This is a genomic window from Sphingobacterium sp. MAE (assembly GCF_056711605.1).
The window spans coordinates 3,081,942-3,104,241 of record NZ_CM160044.1 but is presented as its reverse complement, the minus strand read 5'-3'; the positions used below and the strand labels follow the sequence as shown (position 1 = coordinate 3,104,241).

Below are 22,300 nucleotides of genomic sequence, written 5' to 3'. Positions count from 1 at the left end.
ATGGGACATGCTATTCGTATATTTTTGATCGCATCATGTTTGTTGTTTTCAACGGTCTATGCACAGTCTGTGCGATTGTTAGCAGAGTTGGGCAAAAAGGACATCCATATTGCGGCACATCGAGGGGTGCATACACAGTATCCTGAAAATTCTATTCCAGCGATATTGGAGGCTATATCTTTAGGGGTTTCTATCGTTGAGATTGATGTCAGAAGTACAAAAGACGGCGTGCTACTCGTGATGCATGATGCAACAGTGGATCGTACCACTACAGGGAAAGGAACGGTCAGTAATCTAACTTATGCTGATATTCAGAAGCTTTATTTGCGCGAGACACCTCATGGTTCTGCTTCTCCATATCAGGTGCCGACTTTGCAGGAAGTACTTCGTATCTGTCAGGGTAAAATTATCGTCGATATCGATTTTAAGGAAGAGAATAAAAAATATATAGCAAACGCTTTTGACCTGATTGCTGCAGAAAATATGGTTGACGAAGTCTTGTTTTTTCTCTATGATCACCAAGATATGAAACACGTTTATTCGCTTCATCCTACGATCACCCTTTTTCCACGAGCAAGAAATAGGAAAGATTTGAATGCCATACTGAAGTCAAAGTTGACCTCTGTGGTGCATATCGATGCATCTTTCGAAAACGTTGAACACTTGAAAAAGCTTAAAGATCAGGGTGTCATCTTATGGATGAATAGTTTGGGTGATATCGATAAGCAAGCGCTTAGGCAGGGTAATCGTGTTTACGAACTGTTTCTAAAGGAGTATCCTTATATTAAGATTATTCAGACGGACTATCCAGCGCTATGGACCAAGATGTTAGGGAGTGAAAATAAATAAATGGAGCAATTATAAACACCAAGTGTCTTCTATCATATGATAGAAGACACTTGGTGTTTTAAAAGCCTGTTTGAGGCTCTATACTTTATTTGTGAAAAAATAATGTCATTATAGTGCCGTTGATAGGGTATAACTTTTCCATTGCTCTACATCATTGGTGAGAATATCTATCTTTTTATAAACAATATCATACGCATCGCTTCCCAAAAACAAATGTACGGGTGGATTTTCTGATTTGCTTATGGCGATTAATGCATCGGCTGCTTTATCAGGATCATTGGGCTGATGGCCATCAATATCGTTCAAGTGTGCTTGTTCAGATTGACGGGCGGCTTCGTATGCTGCTATCGTATGCTGCGGAGTCTGGACAGATCCTTTAGCTAGAAAATCGGTGCGAAAATATCCTGGATATACGACCGTTGCCTTTATTCCAAATCCTTTTACTTCTTCAGCTAAGACTTTCTGTTAAACCCGCAACAGCAAATTTAGTGGCACAATAAATTCCCCAACCTGCAAATCCCCCCGAAAAACCACCTATCGAAGCAATATTAAAAATATGTCCCGATTTATGTTGGCGTAAATAAGGCATCGCGTTTCTAATGATATTTAAGGAGCCGAAGACATTGATGTCAAAACTGCTTCTCGCTTCTTCGTCCGTTAATTCTTCTAAAGTGCCTATTTGTCCAAAACCTGCATTGTTAACGATAACATCTAGCTTTCCAAAATGAGTCATACTCGTTGCAATTGCATTTTTTACATCCTCGTTGTCGGATAAGTTTACTTCTATTGGTAAAAATAAATCCGATACATCACCAAGCTCTTGGATCAAAGCGTGTTTATTCCGAGAGGTGGCAATTACCCTAAATCCTTCTTTTAATAATTTTTTCACTAGTGATAAGCCCAAACCTTTTGAAGCTCCTGTGACTAACCATACTTTTTTTGTATTCATCGTTTTGATTTTTATGATAATACAAATGTAAAATGATGCTCAAGAGTAGGATAACGAAAAGCTAACAATAACTTACGAAATTCTAACATTTCTAAATTTCGTGGGATTAATGTCTAAATGTTTTTTGAAGAAATTATTGAAATGCGTCACTTCGGTAAAGCCTAATGCAAAAGCAATTTCAGATACATTCCAATCGGTTTGGACTAAAAGAACTTTGGCTTCTTGTAGCAAGCGTTCGGCAATGATTTGGGTGGGAGTTTTTTGGGTGATTTCTTTGACTGCTCTGCTCAAATGGTTGACATGCACTGCAAGTTGACCAGCAAAATCAGATGCAGAACGAAAATGTACCCTTTGTCTGGTATCTTCAATAGGAAATTGTCTTTCTAGTAATTCCAGAAACAAAATAGCGATACGATGTGAAGCATTGATTTCCTGTTTTTCGATCTTTTTTGCGGGCTGCATTTTTAAGGTTTGATGCAGAATTTCAAACACCAAATTTCGCAATGCGTCGTATTTATGTACATACTCCGAATCAATTTCTTCGAACATAGTCAAGTAGATATGCTTTATCTTTTCGGTTTGTTCGTCGCTAAGTTCAAAAATTGGAGTTCCATTAGGCTGGAAGACTTCATAATTTCTTAAGTTTCCGAAATGATGAAAAAATGAAGGCGTAAACACACAGAAAAAACCGGATTGCTCGTCATCAATTGATTCCCAATTATAGGGGATCTGAGGGTTGGCAAATAAAAGTGCTTGCTTTTTTATCTCGATTTCCTTATCGGCATAATAAATTTTGTTTTTGCCAATTATTAAGCTGATTTTATAATAGTCTTTCCTACTGTATGGTACCGGTTTGGCATGGCTACCTACAAAATCATCTAATCTAAATACATTAAAATGGCCAATCTCTTTCCGGATATTATCAGGCACCCAATTGAGCTTGGTCTTATAAAAATCTTCGATTGATTGTGTCTTTTCCATTTTTCAAAGTTACAAAAAACAAACAAATGAAAGCGTGCTCGTTTTTCTATAATAGTCTTTAATCCAGACTTCATCGTATCTATTTGAAAAATTTTGATAGATACAATTGGTATAAATACGTTAGCTATTGATGTCCTAGCAGCATTTTTAGCGATCATGAAAAGGGGTGCAATGGATGATGAGTTTAACAAGATCAAGAAAAATTTAGCTTAGCAACACTATGTATCACCAAATTGGATATTATTGCAACTGTTGAAGAGATGGGTCAATATGGAAAAATAGGAGTCTGCTTCCAAAAGGCGTGAGAGTGGTTTTTATGTAAAATAATCTATAATTTTTAATTAAGGTATGGAAAAAAAGGAGATACAAAATCTGTATCTCCTTGTATTACTAGATTGTTTTATTGCTCCTGTTTACGGTGTATCGATAGAAAGGATGGTGCTATAAATAACGTTTCCTTGGTGGTCGATGCACTGCACCTGTAATCGATCCTGATTTAGGGAGAAGTACATAAACCCATAAATAGAGGCCTCAAAGCGACTATAACTTAAACCCTTTTTAACGGGAGTCACTTCAGAACCGCTTCCTGAAATAAACTGATGAAAACAATTGTTATCCATCTTTAAATGCTGCATAGAATGTTCGTGTCCAGACAGGTATAATGGAATCCGATGTTTGGTTAACAAGGGTTGCAAGACCTTCCTGACGGCTAATGTATCATAGTTCTCCGTGCGTGGACCTGCCGTATATAGCGGATGATGCCCCACTACAATCTTCCATTTTGCTTTAGAAGATTGAAGGAGCTCATCTAGCCAAGCGATTTGTTTTTCAGGTTGTTGACCCGTCACATGGGGCCCATATTGGCTATTCTGATAGAATTCGGGTATCAATGGATTGGTGTCTATAAAAGCGAAAAGCACCTCGACGTCATCCTTGATCTTAAATGTTTTGCTATAATAACGTGCTGGCATCTTCCACCTCCGGCTAATGCTGCTGTAGCGTATCTGGGCATCTGGATCTGACTTGTAATCATGATTTCCCAAGATCGGATACCAATCCCATTGTAAAGAGAAATCGGTATAGACATTTTCAAATGAATAATGCCATAGCGGATCGTGTTCGCTGGCAACACCTGAAGGATAAAAATTATCACCTGTCGAGATGATAAAATCATTGGGATGTTCGCTGGCCCATTTGCCCATTTGCTGTGCCACCTGGATCTGATGATCAGCACCATTGCGTCCCCAATCGCCAACAGCTAAAAAATGCAGGTCATACTCGTCTCTTAGCAAAGCGCGGCTATCGATATCTGCGCTTTCTATTCTTGTTGTTGATCCAGCAACTATAGGACCTAAAGGTAAAGCAGAAAGTCTACTGACCATAGCAGTACCCAAGGTACTGATGACAAATGCTCTTCTTTTCATGTTCAACTGTGATTAGTACCCGTTATTCTGTTTCCATTTTGTATTCACTTCCATCACGGGTCTTGGGATAGGAAATATACGGCGGAAGCGTTCTGAATATCCTGCGCTGTATAAAGATTTGAATCCCCAGTCTTCCTCAAATTTGCCAAAACGGATCAAATCATTTCTGCGCCAAGATTCATCAGAAAATTCCCTTGCTCGCTCGTCCAGTATATCGGTTAAAGTAGGTGGAGCAGTTAATGCAGGAGCATGGACATAGGCACGTATTTGATTCATGAGCGACATGGGTGTTTCCCCATGAGTAGGTGCTGCACCCCGCAAGATCGCTTCGGCTTTCATCAATAAAATATCGGCATATCGGAAGATCGGCACATCGTTACTTTGGTTTCTATTATTTGCAGCCGTGACGTTTACATCCATGTAAAATTTAACCGACCGGTAGCCCATTGATCGCCCTTTTTGATCATTACCTGCGTTGAGTGTCGGACCCCCATCTGGGCGAAGTTTGATTTCTTTGGTCGTTTCCATATGCCAGTCAAAAGTGACATTAGCATCGCTTCCGGCATAGTCTTGATCGATCCCTTTTTTAGAAGTTTTGATTAAAAATGGACGCGTTAAATCTGGAGTATAGTCAGACCAATAATATTGAAGTCCACCCATGTAAGCCGCATTTCTGTCATCACCCGTCAGGTTGAATTTGGCTAGAAAAGTAGGTAATACGCGAAATGTGCCGCCTACGCTTTGTGGCAGTTTGGCAAATTGATTTTGTCCGCTGCGGTGTATCCAAAAGCGTGCATAATTCATTCCTTGCTGTTTCTCTCGATCGAAAGGCATAGCAAATATGAAATCTTTGATCTGTGGACCATTGTCGGGACGGAATTTTTCCATGAACTTGTGGCTGCTGAGGTTAAATTGACCAGACCCAATAATGTCATCGCACATCGCTACTACTTGTGCTAGTTTTTCATTGGGCATGCTTGCGGTGTAGTTTGCGACATCACTCGAAGTATATACGGCCCAATTGAGGTATAATTTGGCTAACAAAGCATCTGCCATGTAACGTGTTGCTTTACCGTATGTGGAGGCAGAAACTTCTTTGGGCAAACGATCTCGAACAGCCAATAATTCGGTGGAGATGAAGTTGGCAATTTCAGATCGTGAAGAGCGATCTGGAATTTGATCAACCTTGCCGGTGATCAGTGGTGCTCCTCCAAAATTGTCCATCAATATAAAGTAAAAGTAAGCTCTCATGGCGCGCATTGGTGCGGCTTTATCACTTTCATTATCCCCAAAAATAGCCAATACATTGTTGGAAAGATTGATACCGGACATAGCTGCATTCCACATCGTTGGCAGGATGGCATTATCAGGAGTCCAATTATGGACGTGGAGTTCGCGGAATCGACCACCATCATACCAATCGGTACCCAAAGAAAGGCTCACGGCTTCGTCAGAGGATAGGGTTTGCGCCATCCAGTGATTGTTGCCTAATGCAGCTCGATATGCAGCATAAACATCTGCTGATATGGCTTCTGCTGCTCTATCACTAGTTGGAAATTCGGTATACTGTGATTTGATGTCTACATCTAAATCGGTACAGGCAACTAAAGTTGCCGCAAATGCAGATAGGGTAAAAAGACGTAAATATGGTTTTGATTTCATGATAAAATATGCTGATTATAAGTTAAAGTTTACACCTAACAGGATGGTTCGGGTGCGTGGATAGGTCTGCCTGTTATCAATACCAGGGGTGAGGCCACCAAGATCTACTTCAGGATCTACCCCCTTATAGTTGGTGAGGACAAATACATTGTTCATGGTAGCATAAAGCTTGATGTTTTTCAATTGGCCACCGATATTTCGAATGTTGTAGGACAGTCCGAGGCTGGCTAAGCGTAGGTAATTGCCATTTTCCAGATAACGGTCTGATAAATAGTGTGCATTGATATCGGTTGCTTTTTCCGTCTCGATCACACTGGCCAGGAGGTTTTTCTGACCGGCATTGCCCACAACATTGGAATGGCGTGCTCGTGTCGCATTCATGACCTTGTGACCAAATACTCCTTGAAACATACCGGTTAAAGCAAAGTTTTTGTAGGTTAACGTATTGTTCCATCCTAAAGTTAGCTTTGGTTGCGCACTTCCGGTGATGGTGCGATCTTTATTGGTTGGCGTGATGGTGGTTTCACCTGTCCGTTGTTTGGTTTGTGCATCGCGTACATAGAAGGTTGATATACCTGCATCATTATAACCAGCCCATTCCCACGTGTAGAACTGACCAATTGGGGCACCCTCTTGAAGCCGTTGCTGAAAAGCATTACTTTGACCGGCTCCACCTAAGTCTGCTAAATCTACGTAGTCAGTCGAAAATTCTTGGTTGGTAATACGGGTTACTATATTTTTATTATGGGATGCCACGATGCCTGTGTTCCAATTGAAATGTGTTGATTTTACAGGAATAGCATGGAGGGAGAGCTCGATTCCTTTATTATTGATTTCACCGACATTGGCTGTTAATGATCGATACAAATACTTGGTCGTGGAAACGGCATAATCATAAATGAGGTCCGTGGTGTTTTTATCGTAAAATTCTAATGTACCACTTAATCTATTATGGAGAAATGCGAAATCTAGACCTAGATTGAGCATACCAGTGCGTTCCCATCGTAAATCTGGGTTTGAATTACGGAGCGCTGCGAGCGTCCGAAGATCGTTGCCGAAAGCATCGGTGTAGAAACTTGATGTGGCGCCGTAGACTTGTCTTGCGGTAAATACATCGAAGCCCAAAGAATTGCCGCTGACGCCATAACCAGCACGCAATTTAAGATCATCGAAGAAATTCATATCACGAATAAAGGATTCTTCGGATAGTCTCCATGCTCCCGAAATGGAGGGGAAAGTCGCCCATCTGTTGTTGGTTCCAAATGCTGATGATCCATCTCGTCTTACTGTAGCTTGAAAAAGGTACTTATTGTCATAAGCATAATTTACTCTTCCATATACAGAGATCATACGTAATGTCGAAAGGTAATAGTTACCAAACCCCAAGATATCCACAACATTGGCCATACCTGGATTATAATAGCTTAATCCATCATCGTAATAGTCCGAAGTCGTCAACTGAAACCCATCATTATTATTGTTTTCTTCCCAGGAATAACCGGCTAACGCTGAAAACTTGTGTACATCTCCAAATGTGCGATCAAAGCTCAGGTTCATCTCCATGATCTTGCGTTCATCTTCTACTGCAGCGCGGATAGATTTTCCATTTTGATTACGTGCTGCCATGGATAAACTAGAATAGTATTGCGCATTGTTATACTGACGGTTCTGTAAGGAGAGGTCAATGTTATAGGTCAGGCTGGGCAATATTTTATAACCGACTTTGGCATGCGCTTGTATCATTTTGCTTTTGGTATAGTTCGTATTCTCTTCTATCAATGACACGGGATTAACATATTGAGAACGATCTGTTTTTTCAAACCAAGCACCAGATTCTGTCCGGACCGGAGATACGGGTAAATAATAATACATGGCATCGTATACACTTAAGCCATCGCCAAGCGCTAGGACATCATTTTGTTTGGTGATACTGGTATTGATATTGAAAGAAGCAGTCAGGCGATTGTCCAGTGCATTGGTTTGTACAAATCCACGCGCGATCTGGCGGCCTAAATCTGTTCCTTTGATCACACCATTGTTTTTAAAGCTATTGAGGCTGGCACTATATTGCGTTGTCTCTGTACCACCGATAAGGGATACATTATGATTATTGGATATGCCCGTACGTGCTACCTCGCGTTGCCAATCGGTATTTGCAGCGAGGTCATCTGTAGGCTCCATCGAAAATTTGTTGTCAGCAATATACTGTCTATACTGCGCTCCGGTCATCATCTCATACCGTTTAGCGATTTTGTCTATTGCCAAATATCCGTTGTAACTGATACTTGCCTGTCCAGCTTTACCGCGTTTGGTCGTCACGATAATTACACCATTGGCGGCTTTGGATCCATATATAGCCGTTGCCGATGCATCACGCAAGACATCGATCGACTGGATGTCGTCTGGTGCCACAAGCGCAAGTGATGCCCCAGGCACTCCATCGATCACATAATACGGTTCCATTGCTTCTCCACTTCTTAAGGTCGAAGCGCCACGCAAACTGACCGAAGGTGCGGCATTGGGATTACTATTGTTGGTAGATATGGTCAATCCCGGTACTTTACCCTGAAGCATCTGAGCAGGAGAGGTCATGACACCAACATTCATATCTTCTGCTTTGACGGTCGTAATGGAACTGGTAAGATCTTTCGGGCGATACGGCCATATCCGATAACCACCTCATCCAATGTCGTTGCTGTGGGGGTAAGCTTGACACTTAATGCCAATGGTTTTCCAGGTTGGACACGGTAACCGGATAGGGTATCTGATCGAAAACCTACCGAAGAAAATATAAATTGATAGGGACCACCTTCGGGCAGATTGCGAAAAGAGAAAAGTCCTTTTTCGGAAGAACTTGTCGTGAAAGCTTTACCCGATTCCCGATGAAGGGCTTTAATGCTGACTCCAGATAAAAACTTGCCATTTTCATCTTGTGTTGCTCCTTTTACTTGTTCCTGCTGTGCTTGTACTTGGGTAAACCCTGCAGTAAACAGTGCAAAGAATAACATGCTTTTTCTGAATTGGTTCTGTTTGTTAAACATGATTTTATTAGTAATTGATTTATGGATTGATAAGCTGATCGGTTATGGATTCTTTTTGACGATAGATGGTATAAGAACCATCCGGTTCTTGCACATAACGCAGGTCATTGATGAGACAGATCACTGTCAGTACTTCTTGCAGTGTTTCGTGCTGTGGATCGATACTGCCTGTATATTGGATGTTAGCTACGTCTTGCTCACCTATTTCTATTGAAGCGTTATAGGTTGTATTGAGGGTAACAAAAACCTCAGACAATGGAATATTGTTGAGTTGAAGTAAAGTAGGGCTTGTCTTATTTTGGTCAGGAGTACTGATCGCTGTTACTGCTTGTTTAATAACACCGGCATGATGCGCTATGATATCCATCTTCGTATTAAAATATAGCGATTCTCCGCTGTTTTTTAGGAATACATTTTCAAATGCAGGGTGCTGAGCAGTTGAAGCAACGACAACTCTTCCGGTATGGAGTGTCACAGATATATGTTTTGCTTGTTTGCGTGTATCAATAGTAAAAGAGGTGCCCAGAGCAGTTGTTTTTGTTCCGTTAGCGTATACGCTAAAGGGACGTGAGGCATCTTTCGCAACTGAAAAATAGGCTTTCCCATCTAAGTAGATGATGCGGTTCTGATTGCTGAAATGTTTTGGATAACGGATGGTACTTTGCGCAAATAATCTGACTTTAGAGCGGTCAGGCAAAGTATGTGTCTGGATGGATGTCTGGTTGTTGATTAATGAAATCCAGGTCTTATCCTCTTTAATACTTGTTTTTTTTTGTTGCTCGACTAGATTAGGACTGTTGATATAAGTATTTGGTTTTATCCAAAACCAAATACCTAATGATAACAATACGATGACCGAAGCAGCGGCATAATAGGTAACCCGTTTGAGATCAATTTTGCTATTGGAATGCTGTTCTAGAGGTTTACTTTCCTTGTTGATTCTGTCACGGATGTACTGTGCCATTTTAGTTGAGGGAGTGATCTGAGTAGGATCTCCTTCATGGGACTGCCATTCTTGATCAGGAAATATATCTTCAATGATGGATGGATCTTTCCATAAATATTTTCGGATAAATTGCTTTTCCACACTTTTCTGCTGATTGCCTGTTTTCTTTTTTCTGAACCTCATAATAGCATTACGTGGTTCGACAGGCTATCCCTAGCGACTTAACAATTATTTAATCTAGGATGGATGGAATACTGAAGTATCTGTAATTTTATTTATCTTATTATGAATAAGTTAATGGTTACGAAATGGAGTGTCTATCTTGTGTAAGATACCTATATGTCACCTAGAGCATAATCGAATATATATGCTGTTTGAGTTGCATAAGCGCTTTGCCAATATGGTGTTCGACCGTTTTTGGGGAAATGGAGTAGAGCTGAGCAATTTCTTTATGCGTGAGTCCTTGTTTACGACTCAATTCAAAAACAATACGACGCATTTTGGGCATATTTTCGATGTCCTGCTCCATGATCTGCAAGATATCTTTACTTTCGATAGCAGTTATCAAACTGTCGGTGAATGGGGTATTTGCCGATTCGCCTTCATACTTAAAACGGTTAGACTCTTTTCGGAGCAAATCGATCATCACTTGTCTAGCCATTCCAAAAATTTGGATATGAATGCCCAGTTGTTCGTTCAATTGGTTTCGTTGCTTCCATAATTTGATGAACGTAAGTTGTGTTACTTCCTCAGCAATGTATTCGGAACGGGTTTTTAGTAGAATAAAGCTATAAATTTGGGTATGATATTGGTCATAGACCTGAGTGAAAATTTGATGGTTATCTTCTTTTATTGCTTTAATATGTTCCATACCTGAGCAAAGGTAAATTGTCCTTGCGGCATATTTATTAAGCGAATATTATGATTTTGTAAAGAATCTATCCATTTAAATTTTGATCAGGATACTCATCCATCCTGATGTATGGTATACTTTGCCATTGATCAAGATGGATGAGTGAGACTGTTTTAAGTCATTAATACCTAACTTGTAAGACTATTTCTCCTAGATCGGCTAAATCTTCCTGTGTTGTGAAGACCACACGACCTTTTTTTGACAATACTTCCCAAGCGATATTACTCACAATATCATCAACTGCATTTTCGTGGTTTGTATCTTCTACTAGATCAAAAGTTCTTTCGTCTAGCATGACCACTGGTTGCGCAAAATCATTATGAACGATCAGAAGCTCTCCGCGACCATCTAATGCCGCTTGATAGATTTCTTGTAAGTCGGTCAGTACTTTACCTGTCCCAACAGCTTCTTTCATCTGACTGATGGCTTGTGTGCGTTCTTGCTGTTGTAGGGATTCAATAATCTTCCAAGATTGTTTGACGATTTCATGAGGAGCTACATGATTATAATTGATTGCGGCATGACCAATATAAGCAGCTGGTATATCGGCTACCTGTTGTAGTTTGCTGTAATTATCTTCTGTAGCAATCACGATGCAGGGCAATCCAGTTTCGTGGTGCACTTTTACGAATGCTTTATCGACATGATTTAGATACTCGCGCACCATGTTGTCCACTTTCCGGGCATTGCTGCCCTGGTCTGCATTTTCAACTTGAAGTGTATTTTCAGCAAAAGGAAAGTCATCATTAGTGATTTCACCGATTATGCTATCATTGACGGCCTCATAAATATGTACACCACTCTGAGACAGTAACATCAATACATAATTGGTACTTCTATTGTTGGATTTGATGAGTGAGCGTACAGCAAATCTTTCGGCGATATGGACACCTTGGTGGCTGGTCTGCCATGCGGATTTTATAATTTCCTCGGTATCATTGGATAGAAAAATATGTAAACTGTCCAAGCTATAATTGAGATCAATTTTAGCACTTATAGTCTGTATTTTTTCTAATAGTGGTGCGATCGTTTTTTTATCAAACTCTGAAGTCAATCGATCCTCGGCTTCTTTAAGTAAATTTTTCAATGAAACTGCATCTGTCAGGTTGTCGGGATGCGTACGATGTGTATTCAGTGATATGGTTACACAAGGAATACTTTTTACATTGGCGATTTTCTGTAATTGTTCTTTTAATATCATAACTTTTACATTTTATTAATCAGAAATTTAATTTAAAACTGATATTTGTTGTGTGTTTTGTTAATATAGTTAAAAAACACTTCATACCCAAGAAAGTTTGGGTATTTAACTTTATCTTAACAGGGAAAAGATCTTGTTGCTGAATGTGTAGATGAGCAACGATAAGGTGTATTTATGGGAGCAGAGTTAAGGTAGTTGCAAATTAACCAGAGATACCAGTAGTATGTTAGGAACGACAGGGATATGAGGGCATGATGGCTAGTATTTTTAATGATGTGGATCTTCATTCAGGTGCATATCTTTAAGGTACTGATTTTGAAAATAAATTAATAGCCCTGTAAAGATTATTTAATTGCGGTTTTAAAATAGGCTGATCTTGTATGATAGGGCAGCGTTCCCAAACTTGACCTGGTACAGTTTTATTATTTTTTTGTTTTTGTTAAATAAAATACGGTTCTTTATATATTAAATGTCATTGAGACATATAAATTGAACTGATGCACTGACCTCTGTGCGTTCGTTCGAAGACCAAAAATAAACGAACAAACTGCAAACGATTATGAATAACACATCAAGAAGAAAGTTTATTAAAAATTCAACAGCCGTTGTTACAATGGCTGGATTGACGGCTATATTTCCTAAACTATATGCTGGAGTAGGGGATGATCGTAAGATCCGTGTTGCCGCTATTGGTATCAATGGTATGGGCTGGTCCGATCTTAATGCCCTATTAAAGCATCCTGATGTGGTCTGTACAGCGCTTTGTGATGTTGATAACCATGTCCTTCAGAAGCGGATAAAAGAACTTAGAGAAAGAGGCATTACCGCTACAGGTTATACAGACTATCGTGATGTATTAAAAAGTAAAGACGTGGATGTGGTGGTGATCGGTACTCCTGATCACTGGCATTGTTTACAGATGATAGAAGCATGTCAGGCAGGAAAGGATGTTTACGTTGAAAAACCCTTGGGCAATTCGATCGCAGAATGCCGCGCGATGATGGTAGCTGTAGAGAAAAATAAATCAATTGTACAAGTGGGACAATGGCAACGCAGTCAGCAGCATTTTAAAGATGCTGTGGCTTTTGTACACTCTGGTAAGTTGGGTAAAATACGTCTGGTAAAAGCATGGGCATACCAAGGATGGATGAAAAGTATTCCGGTCAAGCCAGATGGACCAGTCCCTGCTGGTGTCCATTACGATCTGTGGTTAGGTCCAGCAAAGAAACAGCCTTTTAATCCAAATCGTTTTCATTTTGATTTTAGATGGTATTGGGATTATGCAGGTGGATTAATGACGGATTGGGGTGTTCATATGCTTGATTATGCACTACTGGGAATGAAAGCATCCACACCGATTTCAATTATGGCTTCTGGTGGAAAATTTGCTTATCCGCAAGATGCTGCCCAGACTCCTGATACTTTGACAACGGTCTACGAATTTGAGGGTTTTAATATTCAGTGGGAGCATGCTACTGGTATTGACGGAGGTCCTTACGGAAAGGACCATGGGGTGGCATTTATTGGAAATAACGGAACATTAGTACTGAATCGGAGTGGTTGGGAGGTCATACCCGAAAAGGGACGTATGGAGGGGGTTGCTTTTCAACGTGCCGTGGATGATGGATTGGACCTGCATGCCGTTAACTTTATCGAAGCCGTTAAAAGTAGAGATTCATCTACTTTAAACTGTCCTGTGAAAGCAGGTGCTGAAATTGCAATTTTCTCACAAATGGGTAACATTGCATACCGTACAGGAAAGAAAATTTATTGGAATCCAGATACGTGGTCTTTTGGTATGGCTGAGGCTGATCAATTAATTTCGGCAGCTTACCATAATGGATACCGCTTGCCAAAAGTTTAAGTTTATCCTTAATTATTGTATTTGTGGCAGAGCACTTTAATATGCTCACAAAATGACAATCTGGAGGGTTCTCATAAAAGCTATTCAATCTTAAGAATTGTGATCGATCAATAAAATTAGCAAAGAATATCTTTAACTGTGTTGATGTAAGGACATGTACAGCTAGAGAATTATGGATAATATCAACTTGAGGAGATTAATTGTGCAGTATGCTGATGGTTTCTTTCTAAAAACAGCGTGTAGTTCTACATAAAAAAATCATTAAATAAGAGACATTTTGGATCGTTTTCTTATTTAATGATTTTTTTGTTTGATTGCTATTGGGATCGGATTTATAGTAAATACTAATCGCATTCTTTATTTGGTTGATTTTTACTATTTATGATGTTTATGTTTTGTTTTTCAGGGGCTTTAGAATATTGAATTATAACTTTATATTTGTAAAAAAATGGTAGCGGTATGAAAAAGAAAGTTGTGCTTATTCAGGATGACGAAGATATTCTAGATATAATGGATGAAGTATTGAAAGATGAAGGTTTTGAGGTTACTTCATCGTTATCAACTGAGCCCATTGAGAAGATTGACGAGATCGATCCTGATGTTGTAGTCGTGGATGAGCATATCAGGGGCAGTAAAAAAGGTTCTGAAGTTATTGAGCAGCTGAAAAGTGATGCAGAAACGGAAGATATTTCTGCTGTGTTAACATCGACATCTTATGACTTACCTCAAAAGGCAAAAGACTGCAAAGCTGATGATTATATTGAAAAACCATTTGATCTGGATCATATGGTTGATGTGGTGAAAAAAAATTCTTAATTGTAGAATGGCTTCTTTATCTTAAATTGAAGCCATTTTATTTTGATGCTACTTGAAAGATCGATTTAGATCCATAACTGGAAATTTAAATGATTAAAAAGTTTTTATTGAATATTTCTTACAACAAGTGAGATCTCAATAGAGAAAGAAGACTTAGATTAAGTTAAAAAAAAGTAGTTTTGAAGGTGTGATCTAAGCCTCTCTTTCTTTTAATCTAAAGAAATTATTGCACTCCAAAGCTAGGGCAGGGCTAGATTCCTTATATATTTATATTCATTATTATGTTTAGGCATCGAGATAGGGGACGTACTTTTGTCCATAATGTGCAACTGGCGGCATTATTGTCGATTGTTGCTGGTGTGGTGAATATCGTGGGGGTTTTGTCTTTTAAGACATTGACAACAAATGTGACCGGACACTTCGCTTTTTTTTCAGAAGAACTTTTTTCAAATAATTATGGGTTAGCTTTTTTAAGCATCATCTATGTCATTTCATTTTTCTTGGGCGCATTTTTAGCGAATACAACCATGGAAATGACTTCCAGAGGTGCGGCTCATTATTCTTATATGCTGCCGCTCTCTATTGAAATTTTTCTCCTTGTACTTGTTGCTTTTTCACCGGCTAACTATGCTGTTGTGCTCTCCTGTGTATTATTGATGGCTATGGGGCTACAGAATGCACTGGTGACAAAAATATCAGGTTCGGTGGTACGTACCACTCATCTAACAGGGTTGTTTACAGATCTAGGAATAGAATTATCCCAAATGATTTTCTATAAAAAAAGCAATGAACGTAAGCGCCTAAAACGTGCTATCCTGCTCAAAGCAATTATTATCGGAGGTTTTTTTTGTGGAGGAATAATAGGAGCATTGATGTATGGATGGTTTGATAGAAGAACGTTGTGTCTACCAATATTTATTTTATTGGTGGCGCTTTATAATGACCGAATGCTATTGGGTTATTATAGATTCATAAGAAAACATCAGAGCAATCATCATTGATCAGGCGAAATCTAGTTATTTGATTTTTGTCCAAAAATTGAGTAGTCCACTACAGGCGGTCTTATCCAGATCAAAACTCGTGGGAATCTCATCCCATCCGCTCCAATAAGAAACAATTCGTGTACCGATCGGCATTTGTACGAGTTGTTTTCTAAGGTATTCGGTATAGGCATGATAGAGCTCTTTGTCGGGTATGATATCGTGATCTATCGGACAAGATGTATCCATATTTTCATAAAAAGAATTGTAAAAATAAAAAGCGTCATAATCTGCAAAAGAGATTTGATCAATGTTTGCATGAATAAATTCTACGTTATCAATAGCATGTTTTTGTGCGATTTCATTGGAAATCTGGACCAGTGATTGGCGTTGTTCAACTCCATAAAATTTACCTGCTGTACAAGATGCCCCAACAAGACAAAATTTGCCTGCACCTGCACCTATATCTAAAACCTTGTCATTTGGGTGCTGTACCAAATAGTTGGCGGCCATCTTTGCAACATCCACCGGAGTCCAATGTCTTTGTGCTAATTTTTTTATGTTGGGGGGGTATAAATCGTTAAATGTACTATCATCAACATTTACATCTGATCTCAATGCTTTAAAAATCATTTGTTTTTGTGGTTATGAATTAATAGGATGATCCAGTAAATAGATGGGTCCTATCATTTATGTAAGCTATTCGTGTTAAAATTCTTTAAGTAGATGATTATCGGTTCAGGACTCGTCATTAATTGTATTTTGAGCTGATTTCATCATCTAAATTTGCCGATAGACATTTCTTGTATTTCTTTATGAATATCATTTTCAAATGTTCTCGTGGATTTGTATGGATGCATCCAACGGTATCAGCTCCATCACGGATATTTAATTTTACTAAATTACAATAATATATTTTGCCTACAACCATTATGCTGCTACTTTAGATTGAGAAATAGTCTTTTTACAAAAATAGTGAAACAACATAAGATTTAAAATTGGATCTGTGTATTGCTGAATCCGTAACTCATGTCATGGTGATATCGATCTCGATTGTGAAAATGAGATGTAGCGGGATAGGAAATGATGAATATTAAATATGCCCCAATAAATTCGTTACTTATTGGGGCATATCTATAACTTATAATCGGAAAGTGATAGGAGAATGGATCTGCAAGCGATTCGCTACCTATTAGTAGCGAGCACCCCTATCATTTAACTGTTCATTTGGATATCGCCGGAAGAGCAGATTAGGATTCGTCTTTTGTATTTTTGACTAGGCCTATGCCTGAGAAAAAAAAGATTAGCCCGATCATCCCCACTACGATAAAGGTCGTATATGCTGTACTTTTATTTATAAGTTCATATCCTGTATAAATTAAAGCAATAATACCCAGAATAGTGAGTACGGTGCCGAAAACGCGTTTTACATTCATTTTTATTTATTTTAAATTGTATAAGTATAGACTTTTCTGATAATTGTAAAACCACCTTTGTTTTAATTACGAAAAACTGCTCGATTTCTAATACTACCAGAAATAGTAAGCCTGATTGCTATTATTCGTTTGTTAGCAAGTGAATTAAATAATTTGTTTTTCAAAATTTATATTTTTAATGCCTATTGCTGTAATTTGATCAGCAATTCATACTGTATATAACCTCTGAAGGAACGGAAAGTTTTTTATTATGAGAAAAAAGAAACAATAGAGTTGATTTGAGTTGGGATGATCTATACAAGCTTATTACCATTAGTTTGGTAATAAGCTATTTATTTTTGTTATGATATCATCAAGGTCAAAAGGTTTGGCTATAAAGCCGTCGGCCCCGACTTCCATCGCTATTTTATTTCCATCGCCACTTGCGGATAAGACAATAACAGGTAGTTTTTTTATCTCCGGTGTATTGCGAATGGCTTTTAAAATTTGGTCACCAGACAAGACGGGCATCCATAAATCCAGTAAAAGGATGTCTGGGGAATACGTTAGAATTTCTTTAATAACATGAATACTATTAATCTGAGGTAAAACTTCAAATCCCTCTAATTCGAGTAACATTTGAAGTACATCAAGTATTCCTTGATCATCATCACAAACCATTATTTTTTTACTATCCATAGTTTTTATTTTTCATGATTGGTAATGTAAAATTAAATGTTGATCCTTCACCAATCTCACTTTCAACCCATAAAGTTCCTTTATGATTGACAACAATTTCATGAGATACATACAATCCTATTCCTAAGCCAGGATATTTTTTTTGAATATCGCTTGCTCTAAAAAATCTTTCAAAGATTTTGATCTTATCTTGGTGATTAATACCCATTCCATAGTCTTTGACGGATATTTTAACAAATTTCCCTACATTATTGATATAAACTTCCACATTTTTAGATCCTGGAGCATATTTGATTGCATTGGAAATTAAATTATTAATTACCTGTAATATTTGCATTTCATCGCCAATAACAGTCGCATTTGTACAGCCTGTAAATGAAATCTGATGTCCAGGTATAGCAACAGACAGATTTTCGATCGCATCCTTTATGGTTTTATCAATTTCAAACGGTTCCATATGCAATTCAATATTGCCGGAATGGATTTTAGATGTATCCAGTAATTTCGAAATAAGCTTATTCAATTTTTCAATGTATACGGATACTTTATCGAGAGAAGTAGTAAACTTTTCTGGATTTTTAGCCGGATCCATACGTTGAAGGAGTTGTACCAGACTCTTTATGGTGGTAAGTGGAGTTTTTAATTCGTGACTTGCTATCGAAAGAAAATCATCTTTACGACGATCTAATTCTTTTTTTTCTGTAATATCTTCTATTGCTATTAATATCCGATCTTTATATTGTCCTTCGAGCTCTATTCGATATGCATTGAGCAGCATTACTTTTTTTCCGATGTGTTGAAAATGGTGTTCTACTTCATAATCAGTAACTGGATTATTGGTAGGCAAAATCTTTGTCAAAAGGTCTTTTAGGGGGGCAATGTCCCATTGATGGTTTCCTAATTCAAAAAGAACTTTACCAACAGTCTCTTCTTGTGATACTTTAAATGTACTTAGAAAGTGATTATTGGCACTTAATACAACATAATTGGAATCGAGTACTAATAAGCTTTCTCTCACCGTCTGAATGATACTGGACAAGAATGCTTCTTTGACCATAAGTTCTTTGGTACGTTGGCGTATTTTATCTTCTATAAAAGATTTTTCTTCACGCAATTCATACTCTACTCTTTTTCGATCTGTTACGTCATGTTGCACACCGATAAAATGTGTGATTAAACCTTCCTCATTTTTGACTGGGGAAATTAATAACTCATTCCAAAATAATTGACCATTTTTGCGGTAATTTCTAATTTCGACTTTACACTCTTTTCCCCCTCTCTTTATACTATCTTTAAGTAATTGCCTTTCGGCTTGGGATCTGTCCTGTGCTTGTAAGAATCGACAGTTGTGACCGATTATTTCATCATTTGAATAACCTGATATTTTTTCAAACGCACTGTTGCAATAAATTATCGGATTATCTGGTTGCAAATTATCAGTGATGATAATACCAGAGTTGGCCGAGTTTAAGGCCTGTAAATATATATGGAGATTTTCATTTATCATATACTTTAATTTCATTTTGTGAAGTCTTGTGCTATAAAAACTTCATCTTTAAAACTTAATATCTGTATGGTGATTTTACAAATATTATGCCTTTTCAACTCCTTTTGATTCAATTATTTTTTAATTGACCCTCATGTGTCCCCCATAAAATTAAATCATTCATCTTTTACATTCATCTATTGTATCCTTTTATTCCACTATTTTTCTTTGTTTAAAGATGATAAACAGAAGTTTTTGATTGTTTTCATTTTAAAGTACCCAGATGTAATCTTCAGTACTAAATGATGCAGGTACCCCTATTTCTTAACTATACATAGTGTATCGCAGAGTGGAATACCCGTAGAAATCCTGGTGAGATACGTATTTATCGAAATGATACTAAAAATAGTATAGTAAAAATTTTAGGATGGAATCTCACTCATGTGGCTGTGATTGTTTGTTATCATATTAAATATTATTTTCTTTGAAATAATAGTGTTAACTTACTATCTAACTAGTTGGCTTAGATATGGGTTATCCAATTCCTAAGGACCTAAAAGGTCTTAATGCTGCGCAGGTCAGGCAGTCAGTTGAAAAAGATGGTTATAATAGCCTGAACACAAAACGCGATTCTGGTACGCTTGATCTATTGCTCAATATCGTGAAAGAACCGATGTTGATCTTGCTGATCGTGATTTCCGTTATTTATTTGATTGTTGGAAATTATACGGAGGCCTATTTTATGTTGGCTGCGCTTACTTTTGTCTCCGGAATTTCTTTTTATCAAGATGTGAGGAGCCAAAATGCGATGCGGGAATTAGAAAAATTAAATGAACCTCTAAGTAAAGTAATACGTGATGGTCAGATCATTGCTATTAAAACGCACGAAATAGCCGTTGGGGATCTATGCATAACGGAAGAAGGTCAAATTATCAATGCCGATGGAATAATTGTGCATAGCCATGATTTTTCAGTAAATGAATCTTCCCTAACAGGGGAGAGTCTGTCTGTGTTCAAAGATGCTAATGGAAGGGATAACTGTGTCTACAGTGGTACGATCACGGTATCAGGTTTGGCCGTTTATGAGGTAAAGAAGATCGGACAGCAAACCAAGCTGGGTCAGATCGGTCAGTCTATGAAGTCAATAAAAGAAGAAAAATCGCCGCTGCAGTTGCAAATTGAACGCTTTGTGAAAAATATGGCGCTGATTGGACTGATCGTTTTTATGTTGGTCTGCCTGGTGAGCTATTTTCAGACACGCAGTGTGATTGATAGTTTATTAAGTGGTCTTACGTTAGCCATGTCTATCCTTCCGGAAGAAATCCCAGTAGCATTCACCACTTTTATGGCGCTAGGTGCATGGAAATTAATGCGCGAAGGAGTCATTATTAAAAAATCAAGTATTGTGGAGACACTGGGTAGTACTACCGTAATTTGTACGGATAAAACAGGTACAATAACCGAAAATACAATGAATTTAGTAGCTGTTTATAGTGAAGCAAAGCAGCGTACGGTGTATGAGCAGGACTATCATCTGCCCGATGTGTCCGATGTGATCCAGACGGCTATGTGGGCTAGTGAACCTGTACCTTTTGATCCGATGGAAAAAGAACTTCATCAGCGTTACGAACAGACTGCTAAACAGGATCAAAGGGCAGAGTTTGAGTTATTTCACGAGTATCCATTGGAGGGTAAGCCGCCCATGATGACTCATTTATTTAGAAATGATGCTGGCGACCGGATTATTGCTGCTAAGGGAGCTCCCGAAGCTATTCTTGAAGTGTCTAGTCTTTCCGTAGAAAAGAAAGAGGAATTGAGGCAGCTTATTGTTCAATTTGGGCAACAGGGATACCGCGTACTGGGGGTAGCGAAAGCACATGATACACATCATGATTTTCCAGAAAAGCAACAGGATTTTCAATTTGATTTTGAGGGTTTTGTTGTTTTTTATGATCCTCCAAAGAAAGGTATTGAGGCTATATTTAAGCAGATCTATGAGGCAGGAATCAAAGTCAAAATGATCACTGGAGATAATTCCAACACAGCAACATCCATTGCCCAGCAGGCGGGCTTAAAGGATGCGTCGATACATATTGACGGGAAAGATTTAATGCTGTTGTCGAAAGAAGTACTGGATAAGCAATTGCATGACTGTACCATATTTGCGCGAATGTATCCGGAAGCAAAACTGGCTGTAATTCAATCCCTCAAGCGTAGTGGTGAAGTTGTGGCCATGCTGGGTGATGGTGTTAATGATGCTCCTGCTTTAAAGGCTGCCCATATTGGGGTGGCTATGGGCAATAAAGGGACAGAGATAGCAAAAGCTGCTGCTGCTGTAGTTCTTGTCAATGATGATTTTTCAAAATTAGTGGTCGCGATCGCTGCGGGTAGACGGATCTATGCCAATATCAAGAAAGCTATTCAGTATATCATATCTATCCATATTCCGATTATTCTAACAGTCTCTCTACCGTTGTTTTTGGGTTGGATATATCCACAGATCTTTACGCCAATACATGTTATTTTTTTAGAATTGGTCATGGGACCTACTTGTTCGATCGTGTATGAAAATGAACCTATGGAACCGAATGCCATGCAGCATAAACCACGTCCAATTTCAGAAACATTCTTAAATTGGAAAGAACTCACAATTAGTATGATTCAAGGATTGGTAATTGCAGCAGGTGTTCTTTTTATTTATCAGTACGCTTATCATCAAACACGAGATGAGAATACCGTGCGCAGTATGGTATTTACGACCCTCATTTTTTCTAATATCCTGCTTAGTTTTATCAATCGTTCTTTTTACTATTACATCTACGAGACCATTACTTATAAGAACAATCTCATCTATTATATAAGTTGTATCACTTTGGGAATGCTCTTTTTGATGCTGTATTTTGAACCTGTTTCGCACTTCTTTAGTTTAACATATTTGAACGCTGTTCAATTGCTCATCTGTCTATTGGTCGCTGGAGTGAGTACACTTTGGATGGATGCTTATAAATATTGGAAAAGATCGAGAACTGTACATGTTTCCTGATATGAATCGTCGTGCATGTGATCAGGTAAGA

19 protein-coding genes are annotated in these 22,300 nt (G+C 38.3%); 5 read left to right on the top strand and 14 right to left on the bottom strand.

Annotated features, from left to right (window positions below; translation table 11 throughout):
• Positions 1-849, top strand: a complete 849-nt coding sequence (locus tag AC06G9_RS13320) for a glycerophosphodiester phosphodiesterase family protein (protein WP_480956460.1) — start codon at positions 1-3, stop codon at positions 847-849.
• A gap of 108 nt (positions 850-957) precedes the next feature.
• Here the strand turns inward: AC06G9_RS13320 and AC06G9_RS13315 are convergent, their stop codons facing one another.
• The 10 genes from AC06G9_RS13315 to AC06G9_RS13270 form a co-directional block, all read right to left on the bottom strand.
• Positions 958-1,155, bottom strand: coding sequence for a hypothetical protein (locus AC06G9_RS13315; RefSeq protein ID WP_480956459.1), 198 nt, complete (start codon positions 1,153-1,155; stop codon positions 958-960).
• A 142-nt stretch (positions 1,156-1,297) separates the two neighbouring features.
• On the bottom strand, positions 1,298-1,798 hold the full coding sequence (locus tag AC06G9_RS13310) for an SDR family NAD(P)-dependent oxidoreductase (protein WP_480956458.1): 501 nt from the start codon (positions 1,796-1,798) through the stop codon (positions 1,298-1,300).
• Positions 1,799-1,870: 72 nt separating this feature from the next.
• Positions 1,871-2,779, bottom strand: a complete 909-nt coding sequence (locus AC06G9_RS13305) for a helix-turn-helix domain-containing protein (RefSeq protein ID WP_480956457.1) — start codon at positions 2,777-2,779, stop codon at positions 1,871-1,873.
• Between the two features lie 413 nt (positions 2,780-3,192).
• Positions 3,193-4,203 carry a purple acid phosphatase family protein gene (locus AC06G9_RS13300; protein ID WP_434439541.1) on the bottom strand — a complete coding sequence of 337 codons (1,011 nt, stop codon included), beginning with the start codon at positions 4,201-4,203 and terminating at the stop codon, positions 3,193-3,195.
• A gap of 12 nt (positions 4,204-4,215) precedes the next feature.
• On the bottom strand, positions 4,216-5,865 hold the full coding sequence (locus AC06G9_RS13295) for a RagB/SusD family nutrient uptake outer membrane protein (protein ID WP_480956456.1): 1,650 nt from the start codon (positions 5,863-5,865) through the stop codon (positions 4,216-4,218).
• A 15-nt stretch (positions 5,866-5,880) separates the two neighbouring features.
• On the bottom strand, positions 5,881-8,472 hold the full coding sequence (locus tag AC06G9_RS13290) for a SusC/RagA family TonB-linked outer membrane protein (protein ID WP_480956455.1): 2,592 nt from the start codon (positions 8,470-8,472) through the stop codon (positions 5,881-5,883).
• Positions 8,469-8,906, bottom strand: a complete 438-nt coding sequence (locus AC06G9_RS13285) for a carboxypeptidase-like regulatory domain-containing protein (protein ID WP_480956454.1) — start codon at positions 8,904-8,906, stop codon at positions 8,469-8,471. Before AC06G9_RS13285 ends, AC06G9_RS13290 begins: the two co-directional genes overlap by 4 nt.
• Positions 8,907-8,925: 19 nt before the next feature.
• Complete coding sequence (locus AC06G9_RS13280; protein WP_480956453.1) at positions 8,926-10,035, bottom strand: FecR family protein; 1,110 nt, start codon at positions 10,033-10,035, stop codon at positions 8,926-8,928.
• A gap of 163 nt (positions 10,036-10,198) precedes the next feature.
• Positions 10,199-10,723, bottom strand: coding sequence for a sigma-70 family RNA polymerase sigma factor (locus AC06G9_RS13275; RefSeq protein WP_248753431.1), 525 nt, complete (start codon positions 10,721-10,723; stop codon positions 10,199-10,201).
• A gap of 163 nt (positions 10,724-10,886) precedes the next feature.
• Positions 10,887-11,966, bottom strand: coding sequence for a baeRF3 domain-containing protein (locus tag AC06G9_RS13270; protein ID WP_248753432.1), 1,080 nt, complete (start codon positions 11,964-11,966; stop codon positions 10,887-10,889).
• 559 nt (positions 11,967-12,525) lie between these two features.
• Between AC06G9_RS13270 and AC06G9_RS13265 the strand changes: the two genes are divergently transcribed.
• The 3 genes from AC06G9_RS13265 to AC06G9_RS13255 all read left to right on the top strand — a co-directional run bounded on the left by AC06G9_RS13265 (position 12,526) and on the right by AC06G9_RS13255 (position 15,647).
• Complete coding sequence (locus tag AC06G9_RS13265) at positions 12,526-13,830, top strand: Gfo/Idh/MocA family protein (protein ID WP_293925156.1); 1,305 nt, start codon at positions 12,526-12,528, stop codon at positions 13,828-13,830.
• Positions 13,831-14,289: 459 nt separating this feature from the next.
• Complete coding sequence (locus tag AC06G9_RS13260) at positions 14,290-14,646, top strand: response regulator (RefSeq protein ID WP_045755869.1); 357 nt, start codon at positions 14,290-14,292, stop codon at positions 14,644-14,646.
• 281 nt (positions 14,647-14,927) lie between these two features.
• Positions 14,928-15,647: a YoaK family protein gene (locus AC06G9_RS13255; RefSeq protein WP_480956452.1), complete on the top strand. Its 720-nt coding sequence runs from the start codon at positions 14,928-14,930 to the stop codon at positions 15,645-15,647.
• 15 nt (positions 15,648-15,662) lie between these two features.
• Here the strand turns inward: AC06G9_RS13255 and AC06G9_RS13250 are convergent, their stop codons facing one another.
• The 4 genes from AC06G9_RS13250 to AC06G9_RS13235 all read right to left on the bottom strand — a co-directional run bounded on the left by AC06G9_RS13250 (position 15,663) and on the right by AC06G9_RS13235 (position 19,262).
• On the bottom strand, positions 15,663-16,259 hold the full coding sequence (locus AC06G9_RS13250) for a methyltransferase domain-containing protein (protein ID WP_045755871.1): 597 nt from the start codon (positions 16,257-16,259) through the stop codon (positions 15,663-15,665).
• 617 nt (positions 16,260-16,876) lie between these two features.
• The gene (locus tag AC06G9_RS13245) at positions 16,877-17,062 is read right to left on the bottom strand and encodes a hypothetical protein (RefSeq protein ID WP_045755873.1); all 186 of its coding nucleotides are present in this window, start codon (positions 17,060-17,062) and stop codon (positions 16,877-16,879) included.
• A gap of 312 nt (positions 17,063-17,374) precedes the next feature.
• The gene (locus tag AC06G9_RS13240; protein WP_045755874.1) at positions 17,375-17,740 is read right to left on the bottom strand and encodes a response regulator; all 366 of its coding nucleotides are present in this window, start codon (positions 17,738-17,740) and stop codon (positions 17,375-17,377) included.
• The gene (locus AC06G9_RS13235; protein WP_480956451.1) at positions 17,733-19,262 is read right to left on the bottom strand and encodes a PAS domain-containing sensor histidine kinase; all 1,530 of its coding nucleotides are present in this window, start codon (positions 19,260-19,262) and stop codon (positions 17,733-17,735) included. Before AC06G9_RS13235 ends, AC06G9_RS13240 begins: the two co-directional genes overlap by 8 nt.
• 493 nt (positions 19,263-19,755) lie before the next feature.
• Here AC06G9_RS13235 and AC06G9_RS13230 point away from each other — a divergent pair, with 493 nt between their 5' ends.
• The gene (locus AC06G9_RS13230) at positions 19,756-22,269 is read left to right on the top strand and encodes a cation-translocating P-type ATPase (protein ID WP_480956450.1); all 2,514 of its coding nucleotides are present in this window, start codon (positions 19,756-19,758) and stop codon (positions 22,267-22,269) included.
• Positions 22,270-22,300 lie beyond the last annotated feature (31 nt).

Bases quoted from the DNA above. Each gene is read 5' to 3' on its own strand.
- AC06G9_RS13320 (WP_480956460.1), top strand. From the start codon at position 1: ATGGGACATGCTATTCGTATATTTTTGATCGCATCATGTTTGTTGTTT.
- AC06G9_RS13310 (WP_480956458.1), bottom strand. From the start codon at position 1,798: ATGAATACAAAAAAAGTATGGTTAGTCACAGGAGCTTCAAAAGGTTTG.
- AC06G9_RS13305 (WP_480956457.1), bottom strand. From the start codon at position 2,779: ATGGAAAAGACACAATCAATCGAAGATTTTTATAAGACCAAGCTCAAT.
- AC06G9_RS13300 (WP_434439541.1), bottom strand. From the start codon at position 4,203: ATGAAAAGAAGAGCATTTGTCATCAGTACCTTGGGTACTGCTATGGTC.
- AC06G9_RS13295 (WP_480956456.1), bottom strand. From the start codon at position 5,865: ATGAAATCAAAACCATATTTACGTCTTTTTACCCTATCTGCATTTGCG.
- AC06G9_RS13290 (WP_480956455.1), bottom strand. From the start codon at position 8,472: ATGAATGTTGGTGTCATGACCTCTCCTGCTCAGATGCTTCAGGGTAAA.
- AC06G9_RS13285 (WP_480956454.1), bottom strand. From the start codon at position 8,906: ATGTTTAACAAACAGAACCAATTCAGAAAAAGCATGTTATTCTTTGCA.
- AC06G9_RS13280 (WP_480956453.1), bottom strand. From the start codon at position 10,035: ATGAGGTTCAGAAAAAAGAAAACAGGCAATCAGCAGAAAAGTGTGGAA.
- AC06G9_RS13275 (WP_248753431.1), bottom strand. From the start codon at position 10,723: ATGGAACATATTAAAGCAATAAAAGAAGATAACCATCAAATTTTCACT.
- AC06G9_RS13270 (WP_248753432.1), bottom strand. From the start codon at position 11,966: ATGATATTAAAAGAACAATTACAGAAAATCGCCAATGTAAAAAGTATT.
- AC06G9_RS13265 (WP_293925156.1), top strand. From the start codon at position 12,526: ATGAATAACACATCAAGAAGAAAGTTTATTAAAAATTCAACAGCCGTT.
- AC06G9_RS13260 (WP_045755869.1), top strand. From the start codon at position 14,290: ATGAAAAAGAAAGTTGTGCTTATTCAGGATGACGAAGATATTCTAGAT.
- AC06G9_RS13255 (WP_480956452.1), top strand. From the start codon at position 14,928: ATGTTTAGGCATCGAGATAGGGGACGTACTTTTGTCCATAATGTGCAA.
- AC06G9_RS13250 (WP_045755871.1), bottom strand. From the start codon at position 16,259: ATGATTTTTAAAGCATTGAGATCAGATGTAAATGTTGATGATAGTACA.
- AC06G9_RS13245 (WP_045755873.1), bottom strand. From the start codon at position 17,062: ATGAATGTAAAACGCGTTTTCGGCACCGTACTCACTATTCTGGGTATT.
- AC06G9_RS13240 (WP_045755874.1), bottom strand. From the start codon at position 17,740: ATGGATAGTAAAAAAATAATGGTTTGTGATGATGATCAAGGAATACTT.
- AC06G9_RS13235 (WP_480956451.1), bottom strand. From the start codon at position 19,262: ATGAAATTAAAGTATATGATAAATGAAAATCTCCATATATATTTACAG.
- AC06G9_RS13230 (WP_480956450.1), top strand. From the start codon at position 19,756: ATGGGTTATCCAATTCCTAAGGACCTAAAAGGTCTTAATGCTGCGCAG.